The sequence below is a fragment of the Enterobacter sp. A103 genome, from assembly GCF_034427535.1.
Taxonomy (GTDB): domain Bacteria; phylum Pseudomonadota; class Gammaproteobacteria; order Enterobacterales; family Enterobacteriaceae; genus Enterobacter; species Enterobacter asburiae_B.
In genome coordinates, this window is record NZ_JAXQPQ010000001.1 from 1096414 (window position 1) to 1108086 (window position 11673).

Consider the following 11673-nt stretch of genomic DNA (forward strand, 5'->3'; position numbering starts at 1 on the left):
GGCCATGAGCTTTAACACAATCATCGACTGGAATACCTGTAGCGACGCACAGCAGCGCGAGCTGCTGATGCGCCCGGCGATTTCCGCCTCTGAGAGCATCTCGCGCACCGTGGCGGAGATCCTGGATAACGTCAAAGCCCGTGGCGATGACGCGCTGCGTGAATACAGCGCGAAGTTTGACAAGACGGAAGTCGGCGTATTACAGGTTACCGAGCAGGAAATCATTGATGCCAGCAATCGTCTGGGTGACGACATCAAGCAGGCAATGGCTGTTGCGGTGAAAAACATTGATACCTTCCACACCGCGCAGAAGCTGCAGACCGTAGATGTCGAAACCCTGCCCGGCGTGCGTTGCCAGCAGGTAACCCGCCCGGTTGCGTCCGTCGGCCTCTATATTCCCGGCGGCTCTGCGCCGCTTTTCTCCACCGTACTGATGCTGGCGACTCCCGCGCGGATTGCCGGGTGTCAGAAAGTGGTGCTGTGCTCGCCGCCACCGATTGCCGACGAGATCCTCTACGCGGCGAAGCTCTGCGGCGTGCAGGCGGTCTATAACGTGGGCGGCGCGCAGGCGATTTCGGCCCTGGCGTTCGGCACGGAATCCATTCCGAAGGTCGACAAAATTTTTGGCCCGGGCAATGCGTACGTGACCGAAGCCAAGCGCCAGGTCAGCCAGCGTCTGGACGGCGCGGCCATCGATATGCCTGCCGGCCCGTCTGAGGTGCTGGTGATTGCCGACAGCGGCGCAACGCCGGACTTCGTGGCCTCCGACCTGCTTTCTCAGGCGGAACACGGCCCGGACTCGCAGGTCATCCTGCTGACGCCGGATGCCGATATGGCGAAACGCGTGGGCAAAGCCGTTGAACGCCAGCTTGCCGACCTGCCCCGCGCCGACACGGCACGTCAGGCGCTAGCGGCCAGCCGCCTGATTGTGGCGCGCGACCTGGACCAGTGTATTACCATCTCCAACCAGTACGGTCCGGAACACCTGATCATTCAGACCCGCAACGCGCGCGATCTGGTTGACAGCATTACCAGCGCGGGCTCGGTGTTCCTCGGCGACTGGTCACCGGAGTCCGCGGGCGATTACGCCTCCGGCACCAACCACGTGCTGCCCACGTATGGCTACACCTCTACCTGTTCGAGCCTGGGCCTGGCGGATTTCCAGAAACGCATGACCGTGCAGGAGCTTTCCCGCGAAGGGTTTGTGTCACTGGCGTCTACTATTGAAATCCTGGCCGCCGCCGAGCGGCTGACCGCCCACAAAAATGCCGTTACGCTGCGCGTTGCAGCCCTGAAGGAGCAAGCATGAACATTGAAGAGTTAGCCCGCGAAAATGTCCGTCGCCTGACGCCTTATCAGTCGGCGCGTCGTCTGGGCGGTAAAGGGGATGTCTGGCTGAACGCCAACGAATTCCCGACGGCGGTGCAGTTCGAACTGTCGCAGCAAACGCTGAACCGCTATCCGGAATGTCAGCCGAAAGCGGTGATTGAAAACTACGCGCAGTACGCGGGCGTGAAGCCGGAGCAGGTGCTAGTCAGCCGCGGCGCGGATGAGGGCATTGAACTGCTGATTCGCGCCTTCTGCGAGCCGGGCAAAGATGCGGTGATGTACTGCCAGCCTACCTACGGCATGTACAGCGTCAGCGCGGAAACCTTCGGCGTAGCGTGTCGCAACGTGCAGGCGCTGGAGAACTGGCAGCTGGATCTTCAGGGGATCGCCGACAATCTCGATGGGGTAAAAGTGGTGTTCGTCTGTAGCCCGAACAATCCGACCGGACAGATTATCAACCCGCAGGATATCCGCACCCTGCTGGAGATGACGCGCGGTAAAGCGCTGGTGGTTGCCGACGAAGCCTACATCGAGTTCTGCCCACAGGCGACGCTGGCAGGCTGGCTGGAAGAGTATCCGCACCTGGTGGTGCTGCGCACGCTGTCGAAAGCCTTTGCCCTTGCGGGTCTGCGCTGCGGCTTTACGCTGGCGAATAAAGAGGTCATCGACCTGCTGCTGAAAGTGATCGCCCCGTACCCGCTCTCAACGCCGGTTGCCGATATTGCGGCACAGGCGCTAACGCCTCAGGGGATCAACGCGATGCGCGAGCGCGTGGCGCAAATTCTGGAGGAACGTCAGTATCTGGTGACCGCCCTGAAGGATATCCCTTGCGTGGAGCAGGTATTCGACTCGGAAACTAACTACATCCTGGTGCGCTTCACCGCATCGAGTACCGTATTTAAATCTTTATGGGATCAGGGCATTATCTTACGAGACCAGAATAAACAACCTTCTCTGAGCGGCTGCCTGCGCATTACCGTAGGCACCCATGCAGAGAGCCAGCGCGTGATTGACGCCCTGAAAGCGGAGAAAGTATGACCCAGAAGATCCTTTTCATCGATCGTGACGGCACCCTTATTTCGGAGCCACCAGCCGATTTTCAGGTCGACCGATTCGACAAGCTGGCTTTTGAACCGGACGTGATCCCGGTGCTGCTTAAGCTGCAAAAAGCCGGATACAGGCTGGTGATGATCACCAACCAGGATGGTCTGGGTACCGACAGCTTCCCGCAGGCGGACTTTGACGGCCCGCATAATCTGATGATGCAGGTGCTGACCTCTCAGGGCGTGGTATTTGATGAAGTGCTGATTTGCCCGCACATGCCGGCCGACGAGTGCGACTGCCGTAAGCCAAAGGTGAAGCTGGTAGAGCGCTACCTGGCTGAGGATGCGCTGGATAAAACCAACAGCTATGTCATCGGCGATCGCATCACCGATATTACTCTGGCGGAAAATATGGGCATCGCGGGGCTGCGCTACGACCGCAACAACCTGAACTGGGCGAAGATTGGTGAGCAGCTCACAAAACGCGACCGCTATTCCCACGTAGAGCGCAACACCAAAGAGACGCAGATTGATGTGAAGGTCTGGCTGGACCGTGAAGGCGGCAGCAAGATCCACACCGGCGTCGGTTTCTTCGATCACATGCTGGACCAGATTGCCACCCACGGCGGTTTCCGCATGGAAATTACGGTAAAAGGCGATCTCTACATAGACGATCACCACACCGTGGAAGATACCGGCCTGGCGCTGGGTGAAGCTCTGAAGCTGGCGCTCGGCGACAAGCGCGGCATTAACCGTTTCGGCTTTGTCCTGCCGATGGACGAGTGTCTGGCGCGCTGCGCGATGGACATCTCCGGCCGTCCGCACCTGGAATACAAAGCTGATTTCACCTACCAGCGCGTGGGCGATCTGAGCACCGAAATGGTGGAGCACTTCTTCCGCTCCTTGTCCTACACCATGGGCCTGACGCTGCACCTGAAGACCAAGGGCAAGAACGACCACCACCGCGTGGAGAGTCTCTTTAAAGCCTTTGGCCGTACCCTGCGCCAGGCAATTCGCGTGGAAGGTGACGCCCTACCTTCATCGAAAGGAGTGCTGTAATGAACGTGGTCATTCTGGATACCGGATGCGCCAACCTGAACTCCGTGAAATCGGCCATTGCGCGCCACGGCTATGAGCCGGTGGTAAGCCGTGACCCGGACGTGGTGCTGCGCGCCGACAAACTCTTTTTACCGGGCGTGGGCACCGCGCAGGCGGCGATGGATCAGATTCGCGAACGCGAGCTGGTCGACCTGATCAAAGCCTGTACCCAACCGGTACTGGGTATTTGTCTGGGCATGCAGATCCTGGGCCGCCGCAGCGAAGAGAGCAACGGCGTTGACCTGCTGGGCATTATTGATGAAGACGTGCCGAAAATGACCGATCGCGGCCTGCCTCTGCCGCATATGGGCTGGAACCGCGTTTACGCCAAAGCGGGCGACCGGCTGTTTCGCGGCATCGAAGACGGCGCGTATTTTTACTTCGTCCACAGCTACGCCATGCCGGTGAACGTGAATACGATCGCCCAGTGCACCTACGGCGAGGCGTTTACGGCGGCCGTACAGAAAGACAACTTCTTCGGCGTACAGTTTCACCCGGAGCGCTCTGGCGCCGCGGGCGCGCAGCTGCTGAAAAACTTCCTGGAGATGTGATGATTATTCCCGCGTTAGATTTAATTGACGGTACGGTTGTCCGTCTGCATCAGGGCGATTACGGCCAGCAGCGCGACTACGGAAACGACCCGCTGCCGCGTCTGCAGGATTATGCCGCCCAGGGTGCGCAGGTACTGCACCTGGTGGATTTGACGGGCGCGAAAGATCCGGCGAAGCGCCAGATCCCACTGCTAAAACAACTGGTTGCGGGCGTTGATGTGCCCGTCCAGGTCGGCGGCGGCGTGCGTACGGAAGATGACGTCGCGGCGCTGCTGGACGCTGGCGTGGCCCGCGTGGTGGTGGGCTCAACCGCCGTGAAAGATCCTGAGACCGTGAAAGGCTGGTTCCGCCGCTTTGGTGCCGATGCCCTGGTGCTGGCGCTGGACGTGCGTATTGACGAACAGGGGAATAAGCAGGTGGCCGTTAGCGGCTGGCAGGAAAACTCCGGTGTGACGCTGGAAGAGCTGGTCGATATCTACCTGCCCGTTGGCCTGAAGCACGTGTTGTGTACGGACATCTCACGCGACGGGACGCTGGCGGGCTCTAACGTCTCGCTGTATGAAGAGGTCTGTGCGCGTTATCCGCAGGTGGCGTTCCAGTCTTCGGGCGGTATCGGTGATATCGGTGACGTGGCCGCGCTGCGCGGTACCGGTGTGAAGGGTGTGATTGTGGGTCGGGCCCTGCTGGAAGGTAAATTTACTGTGACGGAGGCGATTCAATGCTGGCAAAACGGATAATCCCCTGCCTGGACGTACGCGATGGTCAGGTCGTGAAAGGCGTGCAGTTCCGCAACCACGAGATCATTGGAGACATCGTCCCGCTGGCAAAACGCTATGCCGATGAAGGCGCCGACGAGCTGGTCTTTTACGACATCACCGCCTCCAGCGATGGCCGAGTGGTCGATAAAAGCTGGGTGGCACGCGTGGCGGAAGTGATCGACATTCCGTTCTGCGTGGCGGGTGGGATTAAGTCCGCTGACGACGCGGCCAAAATTCTCTCGTTTGGCGCCGACAAGATTTCGATTAACTCCCCTGCCCTGGCCGACCCGGAGCTGATCACCCGCCTCGCCGATCGTTTTGGCGTGCAGTGTATTGTGGTTGGGATCGACACCTGGTATGACGCCGCAACGGGCAAGTACCACGTAAACCAGTACACCGGGGATGAAAGCCGTACGCGCGTGACGCAGTGGGAAACGCTCGACTGGGTGCAGGAAGTGCAGAAGCGTGGCGCGGGCGAGATTGTCCTCAACATGATGAACCAGGACGGCGTACGTAACGGATATGACCTTGAGCAGCTGAAAAAAGTCCGTGCGGTCTGCCACGTTCCGCTGATTGCCTCCGGCGGCGCGGGCACCATGGAACACTTTCTTGAAGCCTTCCGCGATACGAACGTGGACGGCGCGCTGGCCGCATCCGTGTTCCACAAACAGATTATTAATATTGGTGAGTTAAAAACGTACCTGGCCGACCAGGGCGTGGAGATCAGGGTATGTTAACAGAGCAACAACAGGCGCAGCTGGACTGGGAAAAAACGGACGGGTTACTGCCGGTGGTTGTCCAGCATGCCGTCTCAGGCGAAGTGTTGATGCTGGGGTATATGAACCAGGACGCGCTGGCGAAAACAATCGACAGCGGCAAAGTGACCTTCTACTCGCGTACGAAACAGCGCCTGTGGACCAAAGGCGAGACCTCGGGTCATTTCCTGAATGCAGTGAGCATAACGCCTGACTGCGATAACGACACCCTGCTGGTGCTGGCAAACCCAATCGGCCCAACCTGCCATAAGGGCACCAGCAGCTGCTTTGGCGAGGCGAGCCACCAGTGGTTGTTCCTGTATCAACTGGAACAGCTGCTGGCAGAGCGTAAAACGGCGGATCCCGAGAGTTCCTATACCGCGAAACTGTACGCCAGCGGAACCAAGCGCATCGCACAGAAGGTGGGAGAAGAAGGCGTTGAGACCGCGCTGGCGGCGACGGTGCATGACCGCGAGGAGCTGACGAATGAAGCGTCTGATTTGATGTATCACCTGCTGGTGCTGCTGCAGGATCAGGAGCTGGATTTGACGGCGGTGATTGAAAATCTTCGCAAACGTCACAAATAAAAAAACCGGGGAATATCCCCGGTTTTTTTTAATCTGCAAATCAGATTTTTGGTTTGTAGTTGCGCAATGCGTTGCGGCCAAGCACAAAACCGGAACCAAGCAACCCGCCCAGCAGTACAGCAAGAATAAGAGTAATTGCTTTTTTCGGGCTGTCACGACGCACAGGGAGTTCCGGCTTCATGACATAANCAGTACAGCAAGAATAAGAGTAATTGCTTTTTTCGGGCTGTCACGACGCACAGGGAGTTCCGGCTTCATGACATAACGGTAAACGTGGATTGTATCCGGGTTTACATTGAGATTCTGGATGTCCAGCAGATTTCGTTTGGTCTGATAATATGCTCTTGGGAAGACCAAAGGGAGAGAAGCTTCGTTGTCAATCATTGATTTCAGCCCCTCACTTCCCAGCAGGAACATCGTTTCCTGAGTCACTTCCTGGGTTTGCTGCAACTGAGGCGAGGTAATTTTCGCCGCTTCAGCGTTCTTCAGTGCCTCAGCAATCTGTTTGATACGCAGATCTTTTTGCTCCTGAGCGACCTTCTCCTGGTTTTTCAGAGAATCGTTCAGGGTCTTTATCTGCTCCTTAATATTGTCATTAAGGTCAGCGGCGAGTTCTTTAGCCGTTTGCTTATCAACCTGCTGAATGTACTGCGCTAGCTGCTTTTGCGCGGCTTCTGCCGATGAACTGGTATACGATACAATTAACGGGAGCGGCTGATCTTTAACCTTGGGCTCAATCGTCAGTTTTTCAGGCTCAGCCTGATTTTCAAGCGCCTGTGACAATGCCGAGAATGAGGCGCTAAAACGGCCGATAGCGCGCGTTTGGTTGTCAGTCATTGTAGGTGCGGCGGTACCGTACAGAATATTCAACGCATTAGAATAGGTGGCAATCTGAGCTGCGTCAGGTTGTGCAATGATTGCACTAGAGGTCCACTTTTCTTTAGCAACGGATAAATATCCAATTGCCAGGGCGATACAAACAACAACAAAGGCGGCTATCACCCACTTCCCACGCCACAGCTGCAGCATTAAATCAAGTAAATCAATTTGTTCCGGGTCATTGCCTCGGCTGACCTGGCTATTGTTATTTTGCGTCATACAATCCCTAACTGATAAAAAAAGGGCAAACATAATTTTGTTTGTATAGTTTATCCATTACTGGCGATTTTTCTATAAGAATCCGATGAGTAATATCGGAAAGATGGGTTATGTAACTTACACCCTTCGCGCTATCATAGACGCCATGTGATGCGTTACGGCATCTATAGAATAGGGTTTATGAGGGAAGCTATGAAATTTTTAGTCACGGGCGCTGCAGGTTTTATCGGTGCGAATGTCAGTAAACGCCTCCTTGAGGCTGGTCATCAGGTTGTTGGTATCGATAACCTCAATGAATACTACGATGTCAACCTGAAGCTGGCGCGCCTGGAACTGTTAAAATCTGAGAGTTTCACCTTCCACAAGCTGGAATTAGCTGACCGGGAAGATATGGCCACGCTTTTCGCCAGTGAGAAGTTTGATCGTGTGATTCATCTGGCCGCGCAGGCGGGTGTACGCTACTCTCTTGAAAACCCTCACGCGTATGCAGATGCCAACCTTATCGGCCATCTCAACGTGCTGGAAGGCTGCCGCCATAATAACGTGCAGCATCTGCTTTATGCCTCGTCCAGCTCCGTATACGGCCTCAACCGCAAGATGCCCTTCTCCACTGACGATTCCGTGGATCACCCGGTCTCACTCTATGCCGCGACCAAAAAAGCCAATGAGCTGATGTCGCACACCTATTCGCATCTGTACAACTTGCCGACCACCGGCCTGCGCTTCTTCACCGTGTACGGTCCGTGGGGACGTCCGGACATGGCGCTATTTAAGTTTACTAAGGCGATCATTGAAGGCAAAAGCATCGATGTCTATAACTACGGTAAGATGAAGCGCGACTTCACGTACATTGATGACATCGCTGAAGCAATTATTCGTCTGCAGGATGTTATTCCTCAGTCAGACACAAACTGGACCGTTGAGACCGGCTCCCCGGCAACCAGTTCCGCGCCTTACCGGGTCTACAACATCGGTAACAGCTCGCCAGTCGAACTGATGGATTACATTACCGCCCTGGAAGACGCGCTGGGTAAAAAAGCAGAGAAAAACATGCTACCTCTTCAGCCAGGCGATGTTCTGGAAACCAGTGCCGATACCCAGGCGCTTTATGAGGTGATCGGATTTAAACCGCAAACCTCGGTTAAAGATGGGGTGAAGAACTTCGTCGGCTGGTACCGCGATTTCTACAAGGTTTGAAAATAAAAAACCCGGCAATTCAGCCGGGTTTTTTACAAAATAACGCAGAGAATCAGTCGCTACCAAACAGATCGCGGGTATAAACCTTATCCGCCACGTCAGCCAGCTCTTCCGCCATGCGGTTTGAAATGATGACATCGGCTTCTTTCTTAAAGGCATCCAGATCGCGGATCACCCGGGAATTGAAGAACTGATCGTCCGGCATGGCAGGCTCATAGATTACAACCTCAACCCCTTTCGCCTTAATGCGCTTCATGATCCCCTGAATGGAAGAGGCGCGGAAATTATCGGAGCCACTCTTCATTATCAGACGGTATACGCCGACCACTTTCGGTTGACGCGCAAGGATGGAATCGGAGATGAAATCTTTACGTGTACGGTTAGCGTCAACAATCGCCGAAATGAGGTTGTTCGGCACAGCCTGATAGTTTGCCAGCAATTGTTTAGTATCTTTTGGCAGGCAATAGCCGCCGTAGCCAAATGACGGGTTGTTGTAGTGGTTGCCAATACGCGGGTCGAGACACACACCTTCAATAATCTGGCGGGTATTCAGGCCAAGACTCTCTGCGTAGCTGTCCAGCTCATTGAAATAAGCCACTCGCATTGCCAGGTAGGTATTCGCGAATAGCTTAATCGCCTCAGCTTCGGTGGAGTCGGTGAACAGCACCTGAATATCTTTCTTCACTGCGCCTTCCTGAAGCAGCGCAGCAAAACGTTCTGCGCGCTCAGAACGTTCGCCAATGACGATTCGCGAAGGATGGAGGTTATCGTAAAGCGCTCTGCCCTCACGCAGGAATTCCGGCGAGAAGAAGATATTATCAATACCAAACTTTTCTTTAATGGATTTGGTAAAACCGACAGGAATGGTCGATTTAATGACCATCACGGCATCAGGGTTGATCGCGATAACGTCTTTAATCACCGCTTCTACAGTTGAGGTGTTGAAGTAATTAGTTTTAGGATCGTAGTCAGTAGGCGTCGCAATGATGACGTAATCCGCATCGCGGTATGCATCTTCTTTATCTGTCGTGGCGCGGAAATTCAGCGATTTATTGCTGAGATAGTCCTGGATTTCTTTATCCACAATCGGCGATTTTTTCTGATTGAGCATATCCACTTTGGCCTGCACGATATCCAGCGCAACCACTTCATGATTCTGGGCAATCAGAATGCCGTTAGAAAGACCGACATACCCTGTTCCGGAGATTGTTATTTTCATTCGCTAATGACTTCTGTGAGTTAACTGTACTGATGGCCGCCAGACCATCGCGATAAACATAACTGTTGGGCTTTGTACCTCCTGGCAAACTGAACTGTCAAGGCAAACCAGGAGTAATCACTACGAGCGGAGCGAGATTCAGACTACTTCGAATAACAGGCGACACTTTTTGCATAAAAAAACCCGGAGACAAGCTCCGGGTTTTGATTACAGCGAGTAAGTTAACTTATTCCATCCATTCGGTATGGAACACGCCTTCTTTATCGGTACGTTTGTAAGTATGCGCACCGAAGTAGTCACGCTGTGCCTGAATCAGGTTAGCTGGCAGCACAGCAGCACGGTAGCTGTCGTAGTAGGCTACTGCAGCAGAGAAGGTCGGAACCGGGATACCGTTCTGGACAGCGTAGGCAACCACGTCACGCAGCGCCTGCTGATATTCATCCGCAATTTTCTTGAAGTACGGTGCCAGCAGCAGGTTGGCGATACCGGCGTTTTCAGCATAGGCATCGGTGATTTTCTGCAGGAACTGCGCACGAATGATGCAACCCGCGCGGAAGATCTTCGCGATCTCACCGTAGTTCAGATCCCAGTTGTTCTCGTCTGACGCCGCACGCAGCTGAGAGAAGCCCTGGGCGTAAGAAACGATTTTACCCAGGTACAGTGCACGACGCACTTTTTCAACGAATTCGGCTTTATCACCCGCTGGTTTAGCCTGCGGACCAGACAGCACTTTAGATGCCGCGACGCGCTGCTCTTTCAGGGAAGAGATGTAACGCGCGAAGACGGATTCGGTGATCAGAGACAGCGGTTCGCCCAGATCCAGAGAGCTCTGGCTGGTCCATTTACCGGTACCTTTGTTCGCAGCTTCATCCAGAATCACATCAACCAGGTATTTACCCTCTTCATCTTTCTTCGTGAAGATATCTTTGGTGATGTCGATCAGATAGCTGTTCAGCTCGCCTTTGTTCCACTCGGTGAAAGTTTCCGCGAGTTCTTCATTGGAAAGGTTCAGACCGCCTTTCAGCAGGGAATAAGCCTCAGCAATCAGCTGCATGTCGCCGTATTCGATGCCGTTGTGCACCATTTTGACATAGTGACCAGCACCGTCCGGACCGATGTAGGTCACACACGGCTCGCCATCTTCGGCAACGGCAGCGATTTTAGTCAGAATAGGAGCAACCAGTTCGTATGCTTCTTTCTGGCCACCAGGCATGATGGATGGGCCCTTCAGTGCGCCCTCTTCACCACCAGATACACCGGTACCGATGAAGTTAAAGCCTTCAGCAGACAGCTCACGGTTACGACGAATGGTGTCCTGGAAGAAGGTGTTACCGCCATCAATGATGATGTCACCTTTTTCGAGGTAAGGCTTCAGGGAGTCGATAGCTGCATCGGTACCTGCGCCTGCTTTCACCATTAACAGGATACGACGAGGCGTTTCCAGAGATTCAACGAACTCTTTCACCGTATAGAAAGGAACCAGTTTCTTGCCTGGGTTCTCGGCAATCACTTCTTCGGTCTTATCACGGGAGCGGTTGAAAACGGAGACGGTATAACCACGGCTTTCGATGTTGAGCGCCAGGTTGCGCCCCATCACTGCCATACCGACAACGCCGATCTGTTGCTTGGACATTACATACTCCTGTCAGGTGTGGTCACCACGGCTTATGCGCGGCTTGAAATGTGGTTGAGATGTTAACTCAGTATTAGGTGACATGAATAGCTTTTGCTGATCTATGTCACACTGATTGCACAATCCAGGTACAGTCAAGCCGCCAGAAATAAGCCGGCGGCAGACCCTCACTTCCTGAGCAAAGCCAGAATTTCTTGCGTTTTCTCTTCCATCAGCGCCGTGTCAGCACGGGACTCCACGTTCAGGCGCACCACCGGCTCGGTGTTGGACGAGCGCAGGTTAAAGCGCCACTGCGGGAACGCCATGCTGATGCCGTCCGTACGGTCAATTTCCAGCGCGTGGATCGCAAAGTGCTGCTCCACGCGGGCAATGGCCTCGGCCGGCTGCGCCAGCTTGCTGTTGATC

The 11673-nt window shown here is 54.7% G+C and carries 10 protein-coding genes and 2 pseudogenes; 8 read left to right on the plus strand and 4 right to left on the minus strand.

Annotated features, from left to right (window positions below; translation table 11 throughout):
* Positions 1 to 4: 4 nt before the first annotated feature.
* From hisD to hisIE, 7 genes are read left to right on the plus strand one after another with little or no spacing between them, the layout of a single operon-like run.
* Entirely contained in the window at positions 5 to 1309 is a 1305-nt protein-coding gene (gene hisD / locus SPH27_RS05300) for a histidinol dehydrogenase (RefSeq protein ID WP_322435612.1), read from the plus strand.
* Positions 1306 to 2367 (plus strand): histidinol-phosphate transaminase, encoded by a 1062-nt coding sequence (gene hisC, locus SPH27_RS05305; RefSeq protein WP_182073023.1) that lies wholly within the window; start codon positions 1306 to 1308, stop codon positions 2365 to 2367. The genes hisD and hisC overlap by 4 nt, the downstream gene beginning before the upstream one ends.
* Entirely contained in the window at positions 2364 to 3431 is a 1068-nt protein-coding gene (gene hisB, locus SPH27_RS05310) for a bifunctional histidinol-phosphatase/imidazoleglycerol-phosphate dehydratase HisB (protein WP_033145951.1), read from the plus strand. The genes hisC and hisB overlap by 4 nt, the downstream gene beginning before the upstream one ends.
* A complete protein-coding gene (hisH, locus tag SPH27_RS05315) occupies positions 3431 to 4021 on the plus strand; it encodes an imidazole glycerol phosphate synthase subunit HisH (protein WP_032636077.1) in 591 nt (196 codons plus the stop codon). Before hisB ends, hisH begins: the two co-directional genes overlap by 1 nt.
* Positions 4021 to 4758: a 1-(5-phosphoribosyl)-5-[(5-phosphoribosylamino)methylideneamino]imidazole-4-carboxamide isomerase gene (gene hisA / locus SPH27_RS05320; protein WP_033145952.1), complete on the plus strand. Its 738-nt coding sequence runs from the start codon at positions 4021 to 4023 to the stop codon at positions 4756 to 4758. Before hisH ends, hisA begins: the two co-directional genes overlap by 1 nt.
* Entirely contained in the window at positions 4740 to 5516 is a 777-nt protein-coding gene (hisF, locus tag SPH27_RS05325) for an imidazole glycerol phosphate synthase subunit HisF (RefSeq protein WP_039263828.1), read from the plus strand. Before hisA ends, hisF begins: the two co-directional genes overlap by 19 nt.
* The gene (gene hisIE / locus SPH27_RS05330) at positions 5510 to 6121 is read left to right on the plus strand and encodes a bifunctional phosphoribosyl-AMP cyclohydrolase/phosphoribosyl-ATP diphosphatase HisIE (protein WP_039263829.1); all 612 of its coding nucleotides are present in this window, start codon (positions 5510 to 5512) and stop codon (positions 6119 to 6121) included. Before hisF ends, hisIE begins: the two co-directional genes overlap by 7 nt.
* 40 nt (positions 6122 to 6161) lie before the next feature.
* Here hisIE and wzzB read toward each other — a convergent pair.
* Positions 6162 to 7219 (minus strand): annotated as a pseudogene (gene wzzB / locus SPH27_RS05335) (LPS O-antigen chain length determinant protein WzzB).
* Between the two features lie 192 nt (positions 7220 to 7411).
* Here wzzB and SPH27_RS05340 point away from each other — a divergent pair.
* Positions 7412 to 8416, plus strand: a complete 1005-nt coding sequence (locus tag SPH27_RS05340) for an NAD-dependent epimerase (RefSeq protein ID WP_182073043.1) — start codon at positions 7412 to 7414, stop codon at positions 8414 to 8416.
* A gap of 52 nt (positions 8417 to 8468) precedes the next feature.
* Here SPH27_RS05340 and ugd read toward each other — a convergent pair whose 3' ends face one another.
* The 3 genes and pseudogenes from ugd to SPH27_RS05355 all read right to left on the minus strand — a co-directional run.
* A complete protein-coding gene (gene ugd, locus SPH27_RS05345; protein WP_033145958.1) occupies positions 8469 to 9635 on the minus strand; it encodes a UDP-glucose 6-dehydrogenase in 1167 nt (388 codons plus the stop codon).
* Positions 9636 to 9861: 226 nt separating this feature from the next.
* On the minus strand, positions 9862 to 11268 hold the full coding sequence (gndA, locus tag SPH27_RS05350) for an NADP-dependent phosphogluconate dehydrogenase (protein WP_028013772.1): 1407 nt from the start codon (positions 11266 to 11268) through the stop codon (positions 9862 to 9864).
* A 167-nt stretch (positions 11269 to 11435) separates the two neighbouring features.
* A pseudogene (locus SPH27_RS05355) lies at positions 11436 to 11673 on the minus strand (phosphomannomutase CpsG); the annotation flags it as partial.